Origin of the sequence: Paracoccus aminophilus JCM 7686, assembly GCF_000444995.1 — a bacterium.
Taxonomy (GTDB): Bacteria; Pseudomonadota; Alphaproteobacteria; order Rhodobacterales; family Rhodobacteraceae; genus Paracoccus; species Paracoccus aminophilus.
Genome location: NC_022041.1, coordinates 126,876 through 148,347, shown reverse-complemented (window position 1 = coordinate 148,347; position 21,472 = coordinate 126,876). Strand labels below are relative to the sequence as shown.

Below are 21,472 nucleotides of genomic sequence, written 5' to 3'. Positions count from 1 at the left end.
TTGCCACCTAGTCGGCGGATTTTCGGCTGACATGGACCTTGGAAATCGCGCGACCGTTCAGCTCATGCACCACGAGCTCAAGATCGCCCGTCCGCACCGTCGCGCCGACATTCGGCAAAGTGCCGAGCTGCCACAGGATATAGCCCGCCAGCGTCGAATAGCGGTCGGCGTCATCGGACAGATCCGCATCCAGAAGCGTCGAGGCGCGGCGCACATCCAGTGAACCGTCCACGATCCACGAACCGTCCTCTTGCCGCTCCATCATCAGCGGCTCTTCGTCCTCATCGGCGAAATCGCCCGCAATCGCCTCCAGCAGATCCGAAGGCGTCACGATCCCTTCGAGCGAGCCATATTCATCGACGATCACCGCGAATTTCACCTTCGAGGCGCGCAACTGCTCCATCAGACGCAAAGCGGTGACGCGCTCGTGCAGGATCAATGGCTGGCGGATGGTCTTTTCGGTGTCGATCGCGCCCTTCTCCAGAATATCGGCCAAGAGATCCTTGGTCAGGCCGATGCCGATGAAATGCTCGATATTGCCGCGCGCCACGATATAGCGCGAATGGCCCTCGTCCAGCAGCTGGGCGCGGATCTCGTCGGGGCTGCGATCCAGATCGATCCAGTCGATCTCGGTCCGCGGCGTCATGATCGAGACCGCAGGACGGTCGGCCAGGGACAACACGCCCTGGATCATCTCTTGCTCTTCGACGGCAAAGACCTGCCCCTCAGCCGAACGCGCCGCGATGACCGAAGCGGTTCCGTCAAGCTCGACCCGCGAGGTCTTGCCGCCCAGCAGCTTCAGCACGGCCTCGGCGGTGCGGTCACGCACATCGCCCCGCGTCGCATAGCGATTGCGGTTGGCCTTGCCGATCTGGTTCAGCGCCTCGATCAGCACAGAAAAGCCAATGGCCGCGTAAAGATAGCCCTTGGGAATGTGGAAGCCGAAGCCTTCGACGATCAGCGAGAAACCGATCATCATCAAGAAGCCAAGGCACAGGATCACCACCGTCGGATGACGCGAAACGAAGGCCATCAGCGTTTTGGCCGAGAGCATCATCACGCCCACCGCAATGATGACCGCGATCATCATCACCGACAGATGTTTGACCATGCCGACCGCCGTAATCACGCTGTCGAGCGAGAAAACCGCGTCCAGAATGACGATTTGCAACAAAACCTGCCAGAAAACCGCGTGATAAACCTTGCCGGATTTATGCTCGCTATGGCCCTCCAGCCGCTCGTGCAGCTCCATCGTGCCCTTGAAGAGCAGGAAAATACCGCCGAGAATCAGGATGATGTCCCGCCCCGAGAAAGGGTGGTCCATCAGGTGGAACAGCGGTTGGGTCAGCGTGACGATCCAGGCGACCGAAGCCAGCAGCCCCAGACGCATCAGCAAGGCCAGCGAAAGTCCTAGCTTGCGCGCCTTGTCACGCTGCTCGGGGGGAAGTTTGTCGGCAAGAACGGCGATGAAGACAAGGTTGTCGATCCCCAGCACGATCTCGAGCACGACGAGAGTTGCCAGTCCCGCCCAGGCTGCGGGATCAGACATCCATTCAAAAAACACGGGCCTCAGGCTCCAGTAGTGATCAATCGCACTCAGATTCAGTTGCGGCGGGACGCTCGGCAAGAGGCAATTCGGTCGCAAAGCCCTTCTGGCCCTGAAAAAGGCCTTAACGGGCGAATATTCTCTGATGACTGCTGTGTTTTGGTGACAGAGCCGCCCCGCCCCGCGCCCGAAAAGGCCAGACCGCGCTTTTGCCGACCCTCTTGCGCCGCCCCGCCGCGATCCGCATCCTCCGACAGCACGGCTGGAAATCGCGTGGCGCCGTGCAATACTGGGCTCTGTGGCGGCGCGGGCCGGGGCCCCCGCCACGGGACGGATCTGCGAGGAGGATAAGATGCAACGGAACACGATCTATGATCAGGCCCTCGATGCGGGCCCGGCCAATTTCGAGCAATTGAGCCCGCTGCGCTTTCTGGAACGCACCGCCGCCGTCTATCCCGATTATCCCGCCATCGTCTATGAAAGCCGCCGCCAGACCTGGGGCGACACCTACCGCCGCTGCCGCCAGATGGCGGGCGCCCTGGCCGCCCGGGGCTTTGGCCGGGGCGATACGATTGCGGTGCTCGCGGCCAATATTCCCGAGATCTTCGAAGCGCATTTCTCGGTGCCGATGACCGGCGCGGTGCTCAATGCGATCAACACGCGCCTCGATGCCGAAACCATCGCCTTCATTCTCAACCACGGCGAGGCGAAGGCGCTGTTCGTCGATCCCGAGTTTTCCGAAACCGCGGCGCGCGCGATCGCGCTCGCGAACCGTCCCGACATGCTGGTGATCGACATTGAGGACGCGAGCTTCCCCGGCGGCCGCCCCCTCGGCCAGCTCACCTATGAGGCGCTTCTGGCCGAGGGCGATCCGGCCTTCGACTGGCATCTGCCCGAGAGCGAATGGGACGCGATCAGCCTCAACTATACCTCGGGCACGACCGGAGACCCGAAGGGCGTCGTCTATCACCACCGCGGCGCGGCGCTGAATGCCGCCCAACATATCAATGCCTGGGAGATGCCGAACCACGCGCGCTATCTCTGGACGCTGCCGATGTTTCACTGCAACGGCTGGTGCTTCCCCTGGACGATTGCCGCCAATGCCGGGGTCAATATCTGCCTGCGCGCCGTGCGGGCCGAGCCGATTTTTCGCCTGATCGAGACCGAGAAGGTCAGCCATTTCTGCGGCGCGCCGATCGTGCTCAATATGCTGGCCAATGCTCCGGATGCGCTCAAGACCTTCACCCATCAGATCAAGGTGATGACCGCAGGCGCCCCGCCCCCCGCCGCCGTCATTGCCGCGATGGAGGCGATGGGCATCGCGGTCACCCATGTCTATGGCCTGACTGAAACCTATGGCCCGGCGGTGATCTGCGCCTGGAAATCGGAATGGGACAGCCTGCCCGCCGCCGAGATCTCGCGCCTGAAAGCTCGTCAGGGGGTCAAGAATCTGGTGCTGGGCGAGCTGATGATCGCCGACCCGGAAACCCTCGCGCCGCTACCCGCGGATGGCGAGAGCATCGGCGAGATCTTCATGCGCGGCAATAATGTGATGAAGGGCTATCTCAAGAACCCCTCGGCAACCGCCAAGGCCTTTCGCGGCGGCTGGTTCGCCTCGGGTGATCTCGCGGTCATGCATAAGGACGGCTATATCGAGATCAAGGACCGCTCGAAGGACATCATCATCTCGGGCGGCGAGAATATTTCCTCGATCGAGGTCGAGGACGTGCTTTACCGCCATCCTGCTGTCATGGAAGCCGCCGTGGTCGCGCGCCCTGACGAGACCTGGGGCGAAACGCCCTGTGCCTTCATCACGCTGAAGCCCGGAAAAACCGCGACGGAAGCCGAGATCATCGCCTTCTGCCGCGAGAATATGGCGCGGTTCAAAGTGCCGAAAACTGTGGTCTTTACGGATCTGCCCAAAACCTCGACCGGCAAGATCCAGAAATATGTCCTGCGCGGCATGGTGAAGGATCTGGGCTGAGGAAAAGGAAAGGGGGCTGTCCGCCCCCTCTTGCAGCTTCGCCGCAATTCACCCCCGAGGATATTTCCTCATGAAAGACAGGATCAGAAGTCCCAGTCGTCATCCTCGGTCGCGACCGCCTTGCCGATGACATAGGACGAGCCCGAACCCGAGAAGAAGTCGTGGTTCTCGCTATCCGTCGAGAGGGCGGCGAGGATGGCCGGGTTCACCTCACAGGCCTGCGGCGGGAAAAGCGCCTCATAGCCGAGGTTTTGCAGCGCCTTGTTGGCGTTGTAATGCAGGAAGGCTTTGACGTCTTCGGTCAGGCCGATGCCGTCATATAGCTCGGCCGCATATTTCGACTCGATGTCATAGAGATCGAAGATCAGCGAGAAGGCGAAATCCTTGAGCTCCTGACGCTTCTCTTCCGAGACTTTCTCTAGGCCGCGCTGGTATTTGTAGCCGATGTAATAGCCATGCACCGCCTCGTCGCGGATGATCAGGCGGATAAGGTCGGCGGTGTTGGTCAGCTTGGCGCGGCTCGACCAATACATCGGCAGATAGAAGCCCGAGTAGAAGAGGAAGCTTTCCAGGAAGACGCTGGCGATCTTGCGTTTCAGCGGATCGGCCCCGACGTTATATTCCTGCAGGATCAGCCGAGCCTTTTGCTGGAGATGCTGGTTCTCTTCCGACCAGCGGAAGGCCGCATCCACCTCGGGCGTCAGGCACAGCGTCGAGAAGATCGAGGAATAGCTGCGCGCATGCACCGCCTCCATGAAGGCGATGTTCGAGAGCACCGCCTCTTCATGCGGCGTCACCGCATCGGGCATCATCGACGGCGCGCCCACCGTATTCTGGACGGTATCCAGCAGCGTCAGCCCGGTGAAAACCCGGATCGTCAACTCGCGCTCTTCGGGGCGCAAGGTCGCCCAGCTTTGCACGTCATTCGACAGCGGCACCTTTTCCGGCAGCCAGAAGTTCACCGTCAAACGGTTCCAGACCTCGAGATCCTTGTCATCGTCCAGACGGTTCCAGTTGATCGCCTTGAGCGGCGCGCGGAGAATCTGATCCTTCATCCGAAGAACCCCTCTTTCATGTCAAAATATCCTCAGGGGTCCGGGGGCAGACAGCCCCCGGCGTCATGACGTGGCTCAGAGCGAGCAGGACACGCAGCCCTGAATCTCGGTGCCTTCCAGCGCGGTCTGGCGCAGGCGGATGTAGTAGATCGTCTTGATCCCCTTCTTCCACGCATAAATCTGCGCCTTGTTGATGTCGCGGGTCGTGGCCTCGGCCGGGAAGAACAGCGTCAGCGACAAGCCTTGGTCGACGTGCTCGGTCGCCGCCGCATAGGTGTCGATAATTTTCTCGGGGCCGATTTCATAGGCGTCGCGGTAATATTCGAGGTTTTCATTGTTCATGAAAGCCGCCGGATAATAGACGCGCCCGATCTTGCCTTCCTTGCGGATCTCGATCTTGGCCACGATCGGGTGGATCGAGCTGGTCGAGTTGTTGATATAGCTGATCGAGCCGGTCGGCGGCACCGCTTGCAGGTTGCGGTTGTAAAGGCCATGCGCCATCACATCCGCCTTCAGCGCGGCCCAATCCTCACGGGTCGGCAGCTCGATGCCGTCAAAGACGCGCACGACCTCCTCCGAGACCGGCAGCCAGTCCTGTTCGGTATATTTTGCGAAGAACGAGCCATCGGCATATTTCGATTTCTCGAAGCCCTTGAAAGTCTCGCCTTTTTCGCGCGCGATCAGGTTCGAGGCGCGGATCGCGTGATAGGCGATGGCGGCGAAATAGACGCTGGTGAACTCGACGCCTTCGGGCGAGCCGTAATGGATGCGCTCGCGGGCGAGGAAGCCGTGCAGGTTCATCTGGCCAAGACCGACCGCATGGGCCTCGTCATTGCCGCGCCGGATCGAGGGGACGGATTCGATTGCCGACATTTCCGACACTGCCGTCAGCGCGCGGATTGCCGCTTCGACGGTGGCGCCGAAATCCGGGCCGTCCATCGTTGCCGCGATATTCAGCGAGCCGAGGTTGCAGGAAATATCCGTGCCCATCTTGGAATAGCTCAGATCTTCGCTGAACTCCGAGGCCTCATTGACCTGCAGGATTTCCGAGCAGAGGTTCGACATGGTGATGCGCCCGTCGATCGGGTTGGCTTTGTTCACCGTGTCTTCGAACATGATATAGGGATAGCCGCTCTCGAACTGGATCTCGGCCAGCGTCTGGAAGAAGGCGCGGGCGTTGATCTTTTTCTTCTTGATGCGCTTGTCGTCGACCATCTCTTGATATTTCTCGGTGACCGAGATTTCCGAGAAGGGGACGCCGTAGACCTTCTGCACGTCATGGGGCGAGAAGAGATACATATCCTCGTTCTTCTTCGCCAGATCGAAGGTCACATCGGGAATGACCACGCCCAAAGACAGCGTCTTGATGCGGATCTTCTCGTCGGCGTTCTCGCGCTTGGTGTCGAGGAACCGCAGGATATCGGGGTGGTGAGCGTTCAGATAGACCGCGCCCGCACCCTGACGCGCGCCAAGCTGGTTCGCGTAGGAGAAGCTGTCTTCCAGCAGTTTCATCACCGGGATGACGCCCGAGGACTGGTTCTCGATACCTTTGATCGGTGCGCCGGATTCGCGGATATTGGTCAGCATCAAGGCCACGCCGCCGCCGCGCTTCGAGAGCTGCAAGGACGAGTTGATCGAGCGGCCGATCGATTCCATGTTGTCTTCGATGCGCAGCAGGAAGCAGGAAATCAGCTCGCCGCGCGATTTCTTCCCGGCATTGAGAAAGGTCGGCGTTGCCGGCTGGAAGCGCCCCGAAAGGATCTCATCCATGAAGCGGGTCGCCAGCTTTTCATCGCCGCGCGCCAGCGCCAGCGAGACCATGACGACGCGGTCCTCATAACGCTCGAGATAGCGCTGACCGTCGCGGGTCTTCAGTGTATAGGAGGTGTAATATTTGAACGCGCCGAGGAAGGTCGGGAAGCGGAACTTCTTGCGGTAAGCCTCGTCCCAGATCTGGCGCATGAAGTTCTTGGAATATTGGTCCAGAACCTCGGCCTCGTAATAGCCTTCCTCGACCAGATAATCGAGCTTCTCGTCCAGCGAGTGGAAGAACACGGTGTTCTGGTTCACATGCTGGAGGAAATATTGATGCGCCGCCTTGCGGTCGGCGTCAAAGCGGATGTTGCCCTCATTGTCATAGAGGTTCAGCATCGCGTTCAGCGCATGATAATCGAGTTCGGCCTTCACGCCATTGTCGAGCATTCCATCCCCCGGAATTCTGCTAGGCCCGCGCGGATACGGGCGATGTCGGTTTCATTGCCGGAAAGCTCAAAGCGGTAGAGCACCGGGACGTTGCATTTTTGTGCGATCACATCGCCCGCAAGGGCGAAGGTCGAGCCGAAGTTTCGGTTTCCCCCGGCGATGACGCCACGCAACAAGGCGCGGCGGGCGGTGTCGTTCAGGAAGTGGATCACCGGCTTGGCGACAGCGCCCCGCCCCTGCCCGTCTGCATAGGTCGGCAGGACCAGCACATAGGGCACGCGGGGCTCGGGCATCGGCTCGGCAGGCGACAGGGGTATCCGCGCGCCGCCAAGGCCCAGCCGCTCCACCAAGCGGGCCGTATTGCCCGAGCGCGAGGAGTAATAGACCAGATCCAGCACGGCGCGGCGGGCTCCTTACGACAGGCGGCCGATCATGTCGGGACGGAACCCGGCCCAATGCTCTTCACCCGCGATCACCACCGGGGCCTGACGATAGCCAAGCGCCACCACTTTCTCCATGGCAGCCGCGTCTTCCGTCAGGTCCACCACCTGATAGGACAGGCCCTTTGCATCGAGCGCGCGGGTGGTGGCCGTGCACTGCACGCAAGCCGGTTTGGAGTAGACGGTGATGGTCATTTTTTGTCCCTAGGCATGGCACGAGAGGCGAAGGGACCACCGTCGAAGCGCACCGCGACGGATATCAAAAGGTCCCGCGCCCACCGCACGGTTAAGTCTTTTTCCTGTCCTGGCAGGTCTCTGACTCACGGGTCACGGCTCGGCCGATCCCTAGGGGTGGCAGCCCCCGGACCTCTTTGGCTTCGCTCTCCGCCTACAGTTGCGGGGGCAGCGCTGGCTTGAACCAGCTTCCCTCTTTTTCCCTCCTCAAGCTTTCGCCCGACTCAAGAACCAGAACACAACCAATGGACACCACCGCCACAGAAATGTCAACATATGGTATATAGGCAACGATGCCCGCCAAGCCATCTGACTTTGCTGAGTTTTGCTTGAAATGTAGGGAAAACTGGTGGCCGGAAAAGAAGAAGGGGGCCGTTGGGCCCCCTCTCGCATCTTGCGGATTCGGTTTCAAGCGCCATCGCTGTGACGCCGCAGCATATCAGCTTTGCGTGCGCTGCGCCCGGGCGTGGAAGACGAAGCCGAGGAAGTTCAGAAGCACCTGCGCCGCCAGAACCGAGGTGACATCGCCATGGTCGTAATCGGGCGCGACCTCGACCAGATCGATGCCGACGATCTCGTGACGTTGCGCCACCGCCTGCAGCATTTCGAGCACCTCGTAATAGAGGAAGCCGCCATGCGAGGGCGTGCCGGTGCCGGGCGCGATCGAGGGGCAGAAGCCGTCGATATCAAGCGTGACATAGACGCGCGCGCCCTCCGGGATGCGGTCGATCACCCCCTCGGCCCCCAGTTTGCGCGCCTGACGCACCGAGAGGATATCCGAGCCCGCCGCCCGCGCCGCCTCATAGCCATCGCGCGCCGTCGACGAGACGTTGCGGATGCCGACCTGGGTCATGCCCGTGACATAGTCCTTTTCCGAGGCGCGGCGCAGCGGGCTGCCGTGGCCGGTGCGCACGCCGTGACGCTCGTCTACGAAATCGAGATGGGCGTCGATTTGCAGGATGTGGATGTCGCCGCGCCCCGCGAAGGCCTCGATGCAGGGGATGTTGATCGAATGATCGCCGCCGATCACCACCGGGAAGGCCCCGGCATTCAGGATCGCCTCGACCCCGGTCTTGATATTGGCATGGCTTTTCGCGGTATCGGTGTGGACGATATCGGCGTCGCCAATATCGACGATGCGCACATCCGAGGTCAGATAGGTCGCGTCGTCTTCGTGGTCATAGGCGCCGCCATGGCCAAAGCTGAAGAGCGTCGAGGCCTCGCGCACGCCCCTCGGCCCAAAGCGCGAGCCTGCGCGGTATTGCGTCCCGAAATCGAAGGGCGCGCCCAGCACGGCAACATCGGCGTCGATCTTCGACCAATCCGCGACATAGGGATTCTTGCCGAAGGTGCAGATGCCAACGAAGGGCAGGTTCAGGCGGCCAGCGTCATAAGTAGCGCTCATAAGGGGGTCCTTTCGGGTCGAGGTCAGTCTTCCAGCTTGGCGCCGGGGGCTCCGGCGCGGCTGAACATGATGGAAACAAAGGTGATCGCGGCGGCGATGGTCAGCAGCCAGGCCGGAGCATAGGCCGCGCCGATAAAGCCGCCGATCCAGGTCGCCGCCAGCGGCGCGGTGCCGCCGAACAGCGCATTCGCCGAGTTATAGCTGAGCGCGAAGCCCGAGAAGCGGACGCGGGTCGGGAAAAGCTCGCACAGGAAGGTCGCCAGCGTGCCGCCATTCATCGCGAAGAGGATGCCAAAAAGCGACAGAACCGCGAGGATCAGCAGGTAGCCACCGCTCGCCATGCCGGTGTAATCGACCGACGAGAGCACGCTGAACAAAGGCAGCGTCGCCACCATGAACAGCCCCGAGCACAGCAGCAAGATCCGCTTGCGACCAATCCGGTCCGACAACCGCCCCATCAGGAAAATCGCGCAAAGATAGGCCAAAAGCGTCACCGTCGCGCTCAGGAAGGCCGCTTCCTTGCCGACGCCCAGCTCATCCGACAGCCAGGTCGGCATATAGATCAGGATCAGATAGAAGCCGACCGCATTGACCAAGGTGCCGCCAAAGGCCGTGAAGATCTGCGGCAGATGGTTCTGAAGCAGCTCTTTGACCGGAGCCACGGGCACATGGCGCTCTTCCTCAAGCGATTGGAAATGCGGGGATTCCTCAAGGCGGCGCCGGATGTAGACGCCGACAAAGCCCAAGGGCAGCGCCATCAGGAAGGGCAGACGCCAGCCCCAGGACAGCAATTGTTCTTCGGTCAGGACGCCATAAAGCACCGCCACGAACAGCGAGGCCGCGAGCAGCCCGGTCGCCTCACCCGCAGGCACAAGGCAGGTGAAAAAGCCGCGCCGGTTGTCGGGCGCATATTCCGCCAGAAACGAGGCCGCGCCCGCGAATTCGCCCGAGGCGGCAAAGCCCTGCACCATCCGCGTCAGCAGCAACAGCACCGGTGCCAACATGCCGACGGACTGATAGCCCGGCAGGAAAGCAATGACGAAAGTCGCGCCCGACATGATGAAGATCGACAGCGACAGCGTCGCCTTGCGCCCGAATTTATCGCCGAAATGGCCCCAGATCACGCCGCCGATCGGACGCACGATGAAGCTCAGCGCAAAGACCGCATAGGTCGCCATCAAGGCGCTGCGGGCATCGGTCGCCGGAAAGAACACCTTGGCGATGACCGCGGCGAGAAAGCCGTAAACGGCATAGTCGAACCATTCGACAAAGGTTCCGATGAAGCTGGCGAAGGCGGCGCGGCGCAGCAGGCCGCTTTCGGCCACCTCAGCGCGGCTCGGACCGGGATTGGCCCTGAATTCGGTGGTCTCGGCAGTCATGAGGTCTCCTCCCCTCTGGCTGGTTGCGGCTTTGGGGAGCGCAGGCCCTGGCCGCAGGACAACCTCCCCGCTGTCCTGCGACCGGATCTGACGATGCCGCGCCGCTCACCTGCCATAAATCGAGAGTTTCTGTTATTCGTTTCGGGATTTCTGATGTATTCGACCGAAAGGAGGAGGAGCGATGCGCATCAACGACTATACCTTGCGCAATCTGCGCACCTTCTGCGCCGTGGTCGAACATGGCGGCTTTGGCGGGGCTCAGGCGGTGCTGGGCGCCTCGCCTGCGGCGATCTCGACCCATCTCAAGGATCTGGAAACGACCTTGGGCTTCACGCTCTGTCATCGCGGGCGCGCGGGTTTTGCCGTGACGCCCAAGGGGCAAGAGGTCTATGCCGAGGCCAAGCGCATGCTCTCGGTGATGGAGGTCTGCGAGGCCAATCTTGGCACGCTGCGCCGGATGCTGACCGGGCATCTGCGCATCGGCATCGTCGACAGCGAGGCCGACAACCCCGATCTGCCGATCCACCACGCGATCCGGCGCTTTTTCACGCGTGAGCAGCAGGTGCGGCTGACCGTCGAGGTCGGCACGACCGAGGCGCTGAGCAAAGGGCTGCAAACCGGCGATATCCATGTCGCCATTGGCCCCTTTCCGACCCGGCACCCGAATATCGACTACCGCCCGGTCTGGGTCGAGGATCACGCGCTCTATTGCGGGCAGGATCATCCGCTTTTCGACCGCGAGCCGGGCGCGATCTCGCCGCAGGAAATTTCGGCCCATCCGATGACGGTGCGGCCCTATCTGCAACGCGCCGAGCTGGCCGCGCTGCATGATCCGCTGATCACGGCTTCGGTTTCAAATATGGAGGCGCAGGCCGTGCTGATTCGCTCGGGCTGCTTTCTGGGCTTCCTACCGGTGCATTTCGCGCAGAAATGGGTCGATCGCGGCGAGATGCGCGCGCTTGGCGGGCCCGGGCTCGACTGGAAATCACAGTTCTACATCGCCTTGCGGGTCCAGCCAGAACCGACCGAGGTCGCCCGGTTGTTCGCGCAGGATCTGGCGGCGACGCTTGGTTAATCGGTGGGGGGTTAATCGGTCGCCCGGTCAAGCGCGGGCGGCTTCGGCCCGCGCGAAGGGCTTGGCTGGAACCATCTCGGGCAAGATCAGATGGGCGGCCATCAACCGGCGCGCCTCGCCGGAATTGCGGTCGCGGATCGCCTCGTAAATCGCGCGGTGTTCGTCGATGAAATTGGCAAGCCCCTGACGGTCATCGTCCAGCACAACGCCATATTGGCGCATCGCCAGCGCGATATGTTCCTTCAGCGCCTCAAGCGCGGTCGAAAAGAACTCGTTGCCCGAAGCATGGGCAATCGCCAGATGGAACTGGTAATCGGCATCTTCGCGGTGGATCGAGCGCGCGGCGGCCGCGCGCATCATCTCGAGCGCCAGCGCAATCGCCGAGAGACTGCAGGCATCATGGCGCAGCGCCGCCAAGGCCGCGACCTCGGGTTCCAGCGTGCGGCGGAATTCATAGCAATTGGTCAGATCGCTGCCGTCATCAAGCCGCCCGAAGCCAAGCGGCTCTTTCAGCCCGATGGCCCGCACGAAACTGCCCGCGCCCTGACGCGACTCGACCAGCCCCTGCTCGCGCAGGCGGCGCAACGCCTCGCGGATCACGGGGCGCGAGACCTCGAATTCCGCCGCAAGCCCATGCTCGGTCGGCAGCCGCTCATTGGCGTCATAAGCGCCCGATTTGATCGCGCGCTGCATCCGCTCGAAAACGATATCGGCGAGAAGCTTGCGCCCCTGCCCGCCGAGGACACTCATGTCCGTCCCTTTCCTTCCGACCGCGTCGCGTGTTTCCTTGGCCGCATCTTCGTCGCGAGAAAATACGACCGTTTGAATTTGCTGTATATAAGCCTGAAGGCCTGCTCCTCGCCAATCGCCAAGTGACGCCAGTCACATTCGCGCGCGGCCCGAGAGATCATCTGGCCGCCCGGCTCACCTGCGATATCCCGAAAGGAGCTTTCGCATGACCACCTTGCTTTTGCTGTTCGCGGCTGGCCTGATCGGCGGCCTGCTTCTGGGCATGATCGGCGTCGGCATGGCGCTGATCGCCGTGCCGGTGCTGACCTTCGCGCTGCCCCATCTCGGCGTGCCGCCGGATCTGGCGCCGACCGTGGCGCTGGCGACCTCGATGGGGATCGTGACCATCGGCTCTGTCAGCACGGTCGTGGCCCATAACCGGTTGGGCAATATCGACTGGCCCGCCTTCCGCGCCATCGTGCCCTTCAGCCTGCTGGGCGTGCTGGCCGGGTCGCTGCTGGTCACGCGGCTGCCCGCCTCGACGCTGAAGCTGATCTTCGCGGCGTTTTTGCTGTTCGTCGGGGTGAAAATGCTGATCTCGGGCCGAACCGGGGGCGCGGTGCGGCCGGTTTCGGTGGCGATCTACCGCGCCGCCGGGGCGGCCATCGGCTTTGCCGGGGCACTGATCGGCGCAGGCGGCGGCGTCTTCATGGTGCCGTTTCTGTCGGGGCGCGGCTGGAAAATGGTGCGCGCGGTCGCGACCTCGGCGGCGATTGGCCTGCCGGTGACGATCTTCGGTGCGGTGTTTCACGCCCTCCGCCCGCTGACCGGGGTCGCCGCGCCGATGCTCGGGTCCATCCATTTGCAGGCGCTGATCGGCATCGGCTTTGGCTCGGTTCTGGCCGCGCCTTTCGGTGCCCGTCTGGCCAGCCGCCTGCCCGGCGATGTGCTGAAGAAAGGCTTCGCGCTGATCCTTCTGGTGCTGGCGGTCGAGCTGATCCGGCACTGATCCAAGCCCGCGCGCGGCATTGGAAAAGGGGCCACGCGGCCCCTTTTCCTTTTGCGACAAATCTGCCCGAAGCGTCAGCTGCCGTCGGTCAGCGGGATGAATTCGCTGCGGTCATCGGGCGGCAGGTCGAACTGACCCAAGCCCCAATTGGCCGCGCGCCATTCTTCCTTGGCGTGCTCGATCTTTTCCTTCGAGGACGAGACGAAATTCCACCAGACATGGCGCGGCCCGTTCAGCGTCGCGCCGCCCAAAGCCATCAGCCGCGCGCCCTGTTCGCCCGCCGCCACCGTGATCTTGTCGCCGGGGCGGAAGACCATCATCTGACCGGCCTCGAAGGTCTGGCCCGCAATGCTGACCGAGCCCTGCGTGATGTAAAGGCCGCGATCCTCGTGATCGTCGGGCAGCGGGAACAAGGCGCGCGGGGCCAGCACGACATCGAGATAGAAGGCCTCGGAATACATCGTGACCGGGGCTTTCTCGCCGTAAGCATGGCCGAGGATCAGCTTGGCCTCGATGCCCTGATCGCGGATCATCGGCAGGCTGTCCTTGCCGTGATGCTCGAAGAGCGGGTCCATATCCTCGCGGTCCTCGGGCAGCGCGATCCAGGTCTGGATGCCGAAAAGGCTGCTCGGCCCCTGACGCGCCGCTTCCGAGGTGCGCTCGGAATGGGTCACGCCCTTGCCCGCGACCATCCAGTTGACCGCGCCGGGCAGGATCACCTGATCGGTGCCGATGCTGTCGCGGTGGTGGAAATCGCCGCGATAGAGATAGGTGACCGTGCCCAGACCGATATGGGGATGGGGGCGGACATCGACACCCTGCCCGGTCAGAAACTCGGCGGGGCCTGCCTGATCGAAGAAGATGAAGGGCCCGACCATCTGGCGTTTCGGGGCGGGCAAAGCGCGCTTCACCTCGAAACTGCCGAGGTCGCGGGCGCGGGGGATAATCAAGGTCTCGATGGCATCGACCCCGATTTCATCGGGGCAGCCGGGGGTCAAGGCGGGGTTCCAGCTCATGGCGTTCTCCTTGCGGTTCACAGCCAAGATAGGCGCGATTGCCCCGTGACGGGAGCCCTATTGTGTTCGGCCCTGACGAACGCGGTGTCCGCGAGTGTTCGTCAGGGCCGCAAGAGCACCGCGCTCAGCGCGCCAAATGATGGGCAAAGGCCGCGAGATAATCATGCAGCCGCTTGCGGATCTCGTCATCGGTCAGATTGCCCTCGGCATCGAAACGCTGCGCGGCCGTGGTGACCATGAGCTGGCGGCCATACCACGGCGCCATCCCGAGCTTGCGGAAGATCTGCGCCCATTGCGCTTGGCCCAGAACCGTGCCGAAACTGCCCTCTGACGCGCCGATGACCGCAGCGGGCTTGTCGCGAAAGGCGCGCAGCCCCTCGCCGCGCGACATCCAGTCGACCGCGTTCTTCAAGACGCCCGGCAGGCCGCCGTTATATTCCGGCGAGATCAGCAGCAGGCCATCAGCCGCCGCCAATTGCTCTTGCAGGCGGCGAACCGGCGCGGGCAGGCCGAACTCGGCCTCGAGATCGCCGTTATAAAGCGGCACCTCGTCGATATGGCCGCCGATCACCTCGAAATCCGCGCCCGAGGCCTCGATCGCCGCGCGCTGAAGGCCACGGTTGTAAGAGGCGCGGCGCAGGCTGCCCGCCAAAGCCAGAATGGTCGTCACGACGCTTTCTTCTCCTTGTAGATCAACTGCCTGACCCGCGCCAAAGGTTCGGGGGTCGGGCCTTTTTCCTCGGCCCCAGCCGCCGGGCGCAGACCGCCCTGCATTTGCGCGGCCAGACGCTCGATGTCGCGGATGCGGATGTCTTCCATCCCCTCGCGGATATCCTCTTCGGCCATACCCAAAGCGCGCAGCCCCTCGCCGCCCATGAGATAGGCCGATTCCACGGTCTCGCGGATCTCGTAATCGACACCCATGCGGCGCAGCTCAAGCGCATGGCCCCGGTCATAAGAGCGCACCAGCAGCTTGGCGACCGGGAATTCGGCCAGCACCAGCTCGGCGATCTGGCTGGTGGCGCGCTTGTCGTCGGTGCAGACGATAATGACCTCAGCCTCTTCCGCCCCCGAAGCACGCAGAATGTCGAGCCGGGTGCCGTCGCCGTAATAGATCTTGAAGCCGAAACGCTCGGCCTCGCGGATGCGGTTGGGGTTGCTTTCGATGATCGAGACCTCGATCCCCTTGAGCAGCAGGACCTGCGAGGCGATCTGGCCGAAGCGCCCGAAGCCGATCAGCAGCACCTGCCCCTTCAGCCCATTGGCCTCTTCGACCCCGTCCAGCGATTGCTCTTCCTGCAAAACCCGCTCGGCCACGATCAGGATCAAGGGCGTCAGCGCCATCGACAGGATGATGACGGTCGAAAACAGCGCATTCTCGCGCGGGGTGAACAGCCCGCCATTCGCCGCCGCCGAATAGAGCACGAAGGCGAATTCGCCGCCCTGCACAAAGACCGAAGTGCGCCGCAGCGCCGCCAGATTGCCAGAGCCGAAGGCCCGCGCCACGCCATAGACACCAATCGCCTTGACCAGCACAAAGACCGCAAGCATCGCGATCAGCAGCGGCCATTCCGCCATGACCACGCTGAGATCCAGCGTCATGCCGACCGCGAGAAAGAAGAGGCCCATAAGCAGGCCGCGGAACGGCTCGATATCGCTTTCGATCTGGTGGCGATAGCTCGACCCCGACAGCATCACCCCGGCGAGGAAAGAGCCCATCGCCATCGAAAGCCCCGCCGCCTCCATCAGCAGCGCCGAGCCCAGCACCACCAGAAGCGCGCCCGCGCTGAGGACTTCACGCGCCCGCGCCCGGGCGATCAGGGCGAAGAACGGATCGAGCAGATAGCGCCCGGCGAGGATCAGCAAAACCAGCGCGCCTAGCCCGATCAGCACCGCTTGCGCACCGCCGCCGCCCGATTGGGTCAGCGGCGACAGAAAGGCCACGAGCGCCAGCAGAGGCACGATCATCAGATCCTCGAACAGCAGGATCGCGACATCCTTCTGGCCGTCGGCGCTGGCGAGCTCGCCCCGCTCTTGCAGGATCGACATGATGACGGCGGTCGAGGACATGACAAAGCCCGCCCCGGCGACAAAGGCGCGCTCGACCGGCAGCGAAAACACCAGCGAAGCGGCAATGGTCAGCAGCGCGATACAGGTGGCGACCTGCGCCAGCCCCAGCCCGAAGATCTGCGAGCGCATCGCCCAGAGCTTCTGGGGCCTGAGCTCCAGCCCGATGATGAAGAGAAACATCACCACGCCGAGTTCCGAGAAATGCAGGATCGAGGCCGGATCGGTGAAGATCCCCAACAGCGACGGCCCGACCAGCATCCCTGCCACGAAATAGCCCAGAACCGAGCCCAGCCCGAGTCTTCGGAACAAGGGCACGGCGACGACCGCCGCCCCCATCAGAACGACCATCGGGCCAATGATGTCGCCAAATCCTTCGGTGGCCATGGTGGTTCTCCGCGCAAATCTCGAACGTATAGTTGGCGTCCGGCGCGGCCATCGCAATGGGTTTACGGAGAAACTTAGGAATTGATATCGCGGGATCGCCGCCTAAGCGGGCATTCCCCGGCAAAGTCCGGCCAACCCGTGGCAGCTTTGCCCCGCCGCGCGCCGTATCCGGCACCAGCTTGACCCGCCTGTCACACCTCAGAATAGAGTTTTGCGATTTTCACTCGCCTTTTGCGGGGCGATTCTGCGCAGAAGGACGCCTTGCCGGTCGCCCGCACAAAGCAATGCATCCGGACCCGGTGGATCAGAGCGGGGCCTTTCTCCATGACCCGGGTCCGGACTGAGCTGTCAGCCTATTCTTTGAGCGCGTGCCACATCCCGCCCTTGCCGTCGCCAGTCATGTCTCCGGGCTTTTTATCGCCCGAGAACAGATAGGTCGGCTTGCCGTCATAGGCCCATTGCATGGTCTTGTCGGTGCGCTCGACCAGCTTCCAGCCCGTGCCCATTTTCTCGCTCGACTTGCCGAGATAGGGCGGCCAGTTTTTCGCGCAATCCTGATAGCAGGACGGCACGCCATCCTTGTCTTTGTCGAAGGTATATAGCGTCATCTTGGCCGCATCAGTCTTGACCGTCCCGGCTGCGGCGGCGATGCCCGGAAGCATCGGCAGGCCGAGGGTCAGGGTCGCAAAGAGAAGTCCCGGAAGAAGTTTCATCCTCGTCACTCCGGAGCAGAGCCTCATCATGGCCATCGGATCGCGGAGGCGCTTTTGCTGCTCCTGACCGAAGCGCGCGCGCCGACGGCGCCATAATACACCCTCGCGCGGCTTTCGTCGCCGAGTCTTGCGCGGCCGCAGCCAAGAGACAGCCGGGCCGCGAATCACGAAAGCGCGAACCTTCCCTAAGGTGAGCTTCGAAAGCGGGCTTTCACCCCGGAAGGGCACTGTCACAATTTCCCGGGATTTTGCCGCAAAGCCCCCCGCAGATCGCGAAGAACTGGCTGAAAGAACAGGCCAAACGCCCAATAATCTTTACAACTTTGTCATGACCCGTGTTTAATTCCAGCGGACCGCCCGCCGCATTTAGCCGGGGGACAATGTTGAGGGAAGATGAAGATGAACTTCTTGAAAACCACCACCGCGGGCATGGCCCTGCTGGTCGCCATTTCGGGCGTCGCACAGGCCGAGGATCTTGCCGCCATCGAAGCTGCCGCCAAGAAGGAAGGCACGCTGACCACGATCGCGCTGCCCCATGACTGGTGCAACTACGGTGGCGTGATCGAGGGCTTCAAGGCGAAATACCCCGAGATCAAGGTGAACGAACTCAACCCCGACGCAGGCTCGGCCGACGAGCTCGAAGCGATCCGCGCCAACAAGGGCAACACCGGCCCGCAGGCGCCCGATGTCATCGACGTGGGTCTGCCCTATGGCCCGAGCGCCAAAGAAGAAGGCCTGCTTCAGCCCTATAAAGTCTCGACCTGGGATTCGATCCCGGATGACGCCAAGGATGCCGAAGGCTTCTGGTATGGCGACTATTACGGCGTCATGGCCTTTGGCGTGAACAAGGATCTGGTCGATAACGTGCCGACGAAATGGTCGGATCTGACCAAGCCGGAATATGCCAATGCCTTCGCTCTGGCGGGCGACCCGCGCGCCTCGGCTCAGGCGATCATGTCGATGCTGGCTGCGGGCATCGCCAATGGCGGCGCGCCGGGCGAGGAATCGGGCACGAAAGCGCTCGAGCTCTTCAAGCAAATCAACGATGCGGGCAACTTTGTTCCGGTCATCGGCAAATCGGCCACGATCGCTCAGGGCGCAACCCCGATCGTTGCGGCTTGGGACTACAACCTGCTCTCGTGGCGTGACAGCCTGAACGGCAACCCGCCGGTCGAGGTCGTGATCCCGGAAGATGGTGTTGTCGCTGGCGTCTATGTTCAGGGCATCTCGGCCCATGCGCCGCATCCGAATGCCGCGAAACTCTGGATGGAATACCTCTATTCAGACGAGGGCCAGCTGGCTTGGCTGAAAGGCTATTGCCACCCGATCCGCTTCAACGATCTCGCCAAGAACGGCAAGATCCCGCAAGAGCTTCTGGACGCGCTGCCCCCGGCGGCCGCCTATGAAAAAGCCGTCTTCCCGACGCTGGACCAGCAGGACGCCAACAAGAAAGTTGTGACCGAGAAGTGGGATTCCGTTGTCGGTGCAGCCGTCAAGGAATAATCCTTCTGGAAAGTGAACCGGCCCCGCCATGCTGTGGCGGGGCCCCTTTACGGGCGATGCAATGAACCGACGGATCGGGCTGAATTGGCTGGGGCTTGTCCCTTTCCTTGCTTTCGCCCTGCTGTTTTTGGTGCTGCCGACGATGAATATCGTTCTCGGCGCCTTTCGTTCCGCTGATGGCGGATTCACGCTGGACAATCTGAGGGGGCTGCTGACGCCCCGGATCATGGACAGCTTCAAACTCTCGATTCAGGTCTCGGCGGCTTCGGCCATTCTGGGCTGTGTGATCGGCTTTGCCATTGCGGCGGCCATGGTCCACGGCGGCTTGCCGAAATGGCTGCGCGGGCCGATCTCGACCTTCTCGGGCGTGGCCTCGAACTTTGCAGGCGTGCCGCTGGCCTTCGCCTTCATCGCGACGCTTGGCCGCGTCGGTCTGGTGACCGTGCTGCTCAAGCAATGGTTCGGGATCAACATCTATGCGATGGGCTTCAACCTGCTGAGCTTCTGGGGCCTGACGCTGACCTATCTCTTCTTCCAGATCCCGCTGATGATCCTGATCATCACCCCGGCGCTGGACGGGCTGAAGAAGGAATGGCGCGAGGCGGCCGAGGTGCTCGGCGCCTCCGGCTGGCAATATTGGCGCATGGTCGCCCTGCCGGTCCTCTTCCCCTCGCTGCTGGGCACATTCGCGCTGCTCTTCGCCAACAGCTTCGGCGCGGTGGCGACGGCCTATGCGCTGACCGGCTCGACGCTCTCGATCGTGCCGATCATGCTCTTTGCACAAATCCGCGGCGACGTGCTGCAAGACCCGCATCTGGGCTATGCCATGGCCTTCGGCATGATCGTCGTCACCGGGCTCGCGAACCTCGTCTACATCGTGCTGCGCACCCGCGCGGAAAGGTGGATGCGATGAGACGTTTCTGGTCCTGGGCCGCGCTGATCATCGGCGGGCTCTACTTCTTCCTGCCGCTGATCGGCACGCTGGAATTCTCGCTGCGGATGCGGCGCGGGGAATATTCGCTCGACGCCTATCGCTCGGTTCTGAACGACCCGCGCTTTCAGGAAACGCTGAGCTACTCCGTCATCATGGCACTGGCCACCATCGTGGTTGGCGTGCTGATCGTCGTGCCGACCGCCTATTGGGTGCGCCTGCGCCTGCCCCGGATGCGGCCCTATATCGAGTTCATCACCCTGCTGCCGCTGGTCATTCCGGCGATCGTCGTGGTCTTCGGCTATATCCGGCTCTTCAACACCTCCTCGGTGCTGCCGATGACCGGAACCGCGATGGGAACGAATATCCTTCTGATGTTTGGCTATGTCGTGTTGGCGCTGCCCTATATGTATCGCGCCGTCGATACCGGGCTTTCGACCATCGACGTGCGCAGCCTGACCGAGGCCGCGCAAAGCCTCGGCTCGGGCTGGGTGACGATCCTCGGCCGCCTGATCCTGCCCAATGTCTTTGGCGCGGTGATGTCGGGCGCCTTCCTCAGCTTTGCCATCGTGATCGGTGAATTCACCATGGCCTCGCTTCTGAACCGGCCGGCTTTCGGCCCTTACATGCAGATCCTCGGCGCCAACCGCGCCTATGAACCGGCAGCCCTCGCCGTCATCGCCTTTGCCATCACCTGGGCATGTATGGGCGTGATGAGCCTGATTTCGCGGCTGGCGCGCGTTGGAAGGATGGGAAAATGAGCTTCCTCGACCTCGAACATCTTGAAAAGACCTTCGGCGACACGCGCGTCGTCAAGGATTTCAACCTCAATGTCGCCAAGGGTGAGTTCATCTCGCTGCTCGGTCCCTCGGGCTGCGGCAAGACCACGGTGCTGCGCATGGTCGCGGGTTTCGAGACTCCGACGAGCGGCGCGATCCGCGTCGATGGCAAAGAGATCACCCGCCTGCGCGCCAACCAGCGCAATGTCGGCATGGTGTTTCAATCCTACGCCTTGTTTCCGAACCTGACCGTGGCACAAAATGTGGGCTTCGGCCTCAAGGTTGCAGGCGTGCCCAGCCGTGACCGAGCCGCTCGCGTGCAGGAGATGCTCGACCTGATCGGCCTGCCCGATCTCGGCAACCGCTATCCGTGGCAGCTCTCTGGCGGTCAGCAGCAGCGCGTCGCTCTGGCCCGCGCGCTTGCGCCGAAACCGCAGATGCTTTTGCTCGACGAGCCGCTTTCGGCGCTCGACGCCAAGGTCCGCGTCTCGCTGCGCAACCAGATCCGCGAGATCCAGCAGCAGCTCGGCATCACCACGATCTTCGTGACCCATGACCAAGAAGAGGCGATGGCGATTTCCGACCGCATCGTCGTCATGCATCAGGGCATCGCCGATCAGATTGCCTCGCCGCAAGAGATCTACAACAGCCCGGCGACCGAATTCGTCGCAAGCTTCGTCGGCACGCTGAACCGCCTGCCCGCCGAGGTGACCGACCCCGCCGCGGGCCGCGTCCGCGTCGGTGACACGGAAATCGCGCTCGAGCGCAACCTGCCCGCAGGCCGCGTCACCCTTGCCGCCCGCCCCGAGGCCTTCCGGCTTGCTCCGATGGGGATCCCGGCCACGGTGACCGGGGTCGAATTCCTCGGCGCGCTGGTCTCGGTCGCGGCGGATGTCAGCGGCACGCCGATCACCTTCGTCGTCTTTAACGGCGCGGACGAGCCGGTGCCCGAAATCGGTGCGAACATCCACCTGCAGGTCGCGCCCTCGCGGCTGATGGTGCAAAAGGCGGCCTAAGG

At 62.7% G+C, this 21,472-nt stretch carries 19 protein-coding genes and 1 riboswitch; of the genes, 7 read left to right on the top strand and 12 right to left on the bottom strand.

Going from position 1 to position 21,472, the window contains the following annotated elements:
• Window positions 1–7 precede the first annotated feature (7 nt).
• The gene (locus tag JCM7686_RS00740; protein WP_236635860.1) at window positions 8–1,549 is read right to left on the bottom strand and encodes a TerC family protein; all 1,542 of its coding nucleotides are present in this window, start codon (window positions 1,547–1,549) and stop codon (window positions 8–10) included.
• A gap of 349 nt (window positions 1,550–1,898) precedes the next feature.
• Here JCM7686_RS00740 and JCM7686_RS00735 point away from each other — a divergent pair, with 349 nt between their 5' ends.
• The gene (locus tag JCM7686_RS00735; protein ID WP_020948954.1) at window positions 1,899–3,530 is read left to right on the top strand and encodes an acyl-CoA synthetase; all 1,632 of its coding nucleotides are present in this window, start codon (window positions 1,899–1,901) and stop codon (window positions 3,528–3,530) included.
• A gap of 83 nt (window positions 3,531–3,613) precedes the next feature.
• On the opposite strand, the gene nrdF is transcribed toward JCM7686_RS00735, so the two are convergent.
• The 6 genes from nrdF to JCM7686_RS00705 all read right to left on the bottom strand — a co-directional run bounded on the left by nrdF (window position 3,614) and on the right by JCM7686_RS00705 (window position 10,245).
• Entirely contained in the window at window positions 3,614–4,585 is a 972-nt protein-coding gene (gene nrdF, locus JCM7686_RS00730; RefSeq protein WP_020948953.1) for a class 1b ribonucleoside-diphosphate reductase subunit beta, read from the bottom strand.
• Between the two features lie 75 nt (window positions 4,586–4,660).
• Entirely contained in the window at window positions 4,661–6,787 is a 2,127-nt protein-coding gene (gene nrdE, locus JCM7686_RS00725) for a class 1b ribonucleoside-diphosphate reductase subunit alpha (RefSeq protein ID WP_020948952.1), read from the bottom strand.
• A complete protein-coding gene (gene nrdI, locus JCM7686_RS00720) occupies window positions 6,769–7,185 on the bottom strand; it encodes a class Ib ribonucleoside-diphosphate reductase assembly flavoprotein NrdI (protein ID WP_020948951.1) in 417 nt (138 codons plus the stop codon). The genes nrdE and nrdI overlap by 19 nt, the downstream gene beginning before the upstream one ends.
• Window positions 7,186–7,200: 15 nt before the next feature.
• A complete protein-coding gene (gene nrdH, locus JCM7686_RS00715; RefSeq protein WP_020948950.1) occupies window positions 7,201–7,422 on the bottom strand; it encodes a glutaredoxin-like protein NrdH in 222 nt (73 codons plus the stop codon).
• Between the two features lie 94 nt (window positions 7,423–7,516).
• A riboswitch (cobalamin riboswitch) is annotated at window positions 7,517–7,712 on the bottom strand.
• 188 nt (window positions 7,713–7,900) lie between these two features.
• A complete protein-coding gene (speB, locus tag JCM7686_RS00710) occupies window positions 7,901–8,866 on the bottom strand; it encodes an agmatinase (protein WP_020948949.1) in 966 nt (321 codons plus the stop codon).
• Window positions 8,867–8,889: 23 nt separating this feature from the next.
• A complete protein-coding gene (locus JCM7686_RS00705) occupies window positions 8,890–10,245 on the bottom strand; it encodes an MFS transporter (protein ID WP_020948948.1) in 1,356 nt (451 codons plus the stop codon).
• 181 nt (window positions 10,246–10,426) lie between these two features.
• On the opposite strand from JCM7686_RS00705, the gene JCM7686_RS00700 reads away from it, so the two are divergent.
• On the top strand, window positions 10,427–11,320 hold the full coding sequence (locus JCM7686_RS00700) for a LysR family transcriptional regulator (RefSeq protein ID WP_020948947.1): 894 nt from the start codon (window positions 10,427–10,429) through the stop codon (window positions 11,318–11,320).
• A gap of 27 nt (window positions 11,321–11,347) precedes the next feature.
• Here JCM7686_RS00700 and JCM7686_RS00695 read toward each other — a convergent pair whose 3' ends face one another.
• Window positions 11,348–12,070, bottom strand: coding sequence for a FadR/GntR family transcriptional regulator (locus JCM7686_RS00695; protein WP_020948946.1), 723 nt, complete (start codon window positions 12,068–12,070; stop codon window positions 11,348–11,350).
• A gap of 205 nt (window positions 12,071–12,275) precedes the next feature.
• On the opposite strand from JCM7686_RS00695, the gene JCM7686_RS00690 reads away from it, so the two are divergent.
• On the top strand, window positions 12,276–13,058 hold the full coding sequence (locus JCM7686_RS00690) for a sulfite exporter TauE/SafE family protein (protein WP_020948945.1): 783 nt from the start codon (window positions 12,276–12,278) through the stop codon (window positions 13,056–13,058).
• Between the two features lie 74 nt (window positions 13,059–13,132).
• Here JCM7686_RS00690 and JCM7686_RS00685 read toward each other — a convergent pair whose 3' ends face one another.
• From JCM7686_RS00685 to JCM7686_RS24610, 4 genes are all read right to left on the bottom strand, one after another.
• Window positions 13,133–14,074 carry a pirin family protein gene (locus tag JCM7686_RS00685; RefSeq protein WP_020948944.1) on the bottom strand — a complete coding sequence of 314 codons (942 nt, stop codon included), beginning with the start codon at window positions 14,072–14,074 and terminating at the stop codon, window positions 13,133–13,135.
• 124 nt (window positions 14,075–14,198) lie between these two features.
• Entirely contained in the window at window positions 14,199–14,744 is a 546-nt protein-coding gene (locus JCM7686_RS00680) for an NADPH-dependent FMN reductase (RefSeq protein WP_020948943.1), read from the bottom strand.
• Window positions 14,741–16,528 carry a monovalent cation:proton antiporter-2 (CPA2) family protein gene (locus tag JCM7686_RS00675; protein ID WP_020948942.1) on the bottom strand — a complete coding sequence of 596 codons (1,788 nt, stop codon included), beginning with the start codon at window positions 16,526–16,528 and terminating at the stop codon, window positions 14,741–14,743. Before JCM7686_RS00675 ends, JCM7686_RS00680 begins: the two co-directional genes overlap by 4 nt.
• A gap of 353 nt (window positions 16,529–16,881) precedes the next feature.
• A complete protein-coding gene (locus tag JCM7686_RS24610; RefSeq protein WP_020948941.1) occupies window positions 16,882–17,241 on the bottom strand; it encodes a COG4315 family predicted lipoprotein in 360 nt (119 codons plus the stop codon).
• 399 nt (window positions 17,242–17,640) lie between these two features.
• Here JCM7686_RS24610 and JCM7686_RS00665 point away from each other — a divergent pair, with 399 nt between their 5' ends.
• The 4 genes from JCM7686_RS00665 to JCM7686_RS00650 all read left to right on the top strand — a co-directional run bounded on the left by JCM7686_RS00665 (window position 17,641) and on the right by JCM7686_RS00650 (window position 21,470).
• Window positions 17,641–18,744 (top strand): ABC transporter substrate-binding protein, encoded by a 1,104-nt coding sequence (locus JCM7686_RS00665; RefSeq protein ID WP_020948940.1) that lies wholly within the window; start codon window positions 17,641–17,643, stop codon window positions 18,742–18,744.
• Window positions 18,745–18,805: 61 nt separating this feature from the next.
• Window positions 18,806–19,657: an ABC transporter permease gene (locus JCM7686_RS00660; RefSeq protein WP_041527464.1), complete on the top strand. Its 852-nt coding sequence runs from the start codon at window positions 18,806–18,808 to the stop codon at window positions 19,655–19,657.
• Window positions 19,654–20,436 (top strand): ABC transporter permease, encoded by a 783-nt coding sequence (locus tag JCM7686_RS00655; protein WP_020948938.1) that lies wholly within the window; start codon window positions 19,654–19,656, stop codon window positions 20,434–20,436. Before JCM7686_RS00660 ends, JCM7686_RS00655 begins: the two co-directional genes overlap by 4 nt.
• The gene (locus tag JCM7686_RS00650) at window positions 20,433–21,470 is read left to right on the top strand and encodes an ABC transporter ATP-binding protein (protein ID WP_020948937.1); all 1,038 of its coding nucleotides are present in this window, start codon (window positions 20,433–20,435) and stop codon (window positions 21,468–21,470) included. The genes JCM7686_RS00655 and JCM7686_RS00650 overlap by 4 nt, the downstream gene beginning before the upstream one ends.
• Window positions 21,471–21,472: the final 2 nt, after the last annotated feature.

Coding starts and splice junctions, on each gene's coding strand:
- JCM7686_RS00740 (WP_236635860.1), bottom strand. CDS start 1,549: ATGTCTGATCCCGCAGCCTGGGCGGGACTGGCAACTCTCGTCGTGCTC.
- JCM7686_RS00735 (WP_020948954.1), top strand. CDS start 1,899: ATGCAACGGAACACGATCTATGATCAGGCCCTCGATGCGGGCCCGGCC.
- nrdF (WP_020948953.1), bottom strand. CDS start 4,585: ATGAAGGATCAGATTCTCCGCGCGCCGCTCAAGGCGATCAACTGGAAC.
- nrdE (WP_020948952.1), bottom strand. CDS start 6,787: ATGCTCGACAATGGCGTGAAGGCCGAACTCGATTATCATGCGCTGAAC.
- nrdH (WP_020948950.1), bottom strand. CDS start 7,422: ATGACCATCACCGTCTACTCCAAACCGGCTTGCGTGCAGTGCACGGCC.
- speB (WP_020948949.1), bottom strand. CDS start 8,866: ATGAGCGCTACTTATGACGCTGGCCGCCTGAACCTGCCCTTCGTTGGC.
- JCM7686_RS00705 (WP_020948948.1), bottom strand. CDS start 10,245: ATGACTGCCGAGACCACCGAATTCAGGGCCAATCCCGGTCCGAGCCGC.
- JCM7686_RS00700 (WP_020948947.1), top strand. CDS start 10,427: ATGCGCATCAACGACTATACCTTGCGCAATCTGCGCACCTTCTGCGCC.
- JCM7686_RS00695 (WP_020948946.1), bottom strand. CDS start 12,070: ATGAGTGTCCTCGGCGGGCAGGGGCGCAAGCTTCTCGCCGATATCGTT.
- JCM7686_RS00690 (WP_020948945.1), top strand. CDS start 12,276: ATGACCACCTTGCTTTTGCTGTTCGCGGCTGGCCTGATCGGCGGCCTG.
- JCM7686_RS00685 (WP_020948944.1), bottom strand. CDS start 14,074: ATGAGCTGGAACCCCGCCTTGACCCCCGGCTGCCCCGATGAAATCGGG.
- JCM7686_RS00675 (WP_020948942.1), bottom strand. CDS start 16,528: ATGGCCACCGAAGGATTTGGCGACATCATTGGCCCGATGGTCGTTCTG.
- JCM7686_RS24610 (WP_020948941.1), bottom strand. CDS start 17,241: ATGAAACTTCTTCCGGGACTTCTCTTTGCGACCCTGACCCTCGGCCTG.
- JCM7686_RS00665 (WP_020948940.1), top strand. CDS start 17,641: ATGAACTTCTTGAAAACCACCACCGCGGGCATGGCCCTGCTGGTCGCC.
- JCM7686_RS00660 (WP_041527464.1), top strand. CDS start 18,806: ATGAACCGACGGATCGGGCTGAATTGGCTGGGGCTTGTCCCTTTCCTT.
- JCM7686_RS00655 (WP_020948938.1), top strand. CDS start 19,654: ATGAGACGTTTCTGGTCCTGGGCCGCGCTGATCATCGGCGGGCTCTAC.
- JCM7686_RS00650 (WP_020948937.1), top strand. CDS start 20,433: ATGAGCTTCCTCGACCTCGAACATCTTGAAAAGACCTTCGGCGACACG.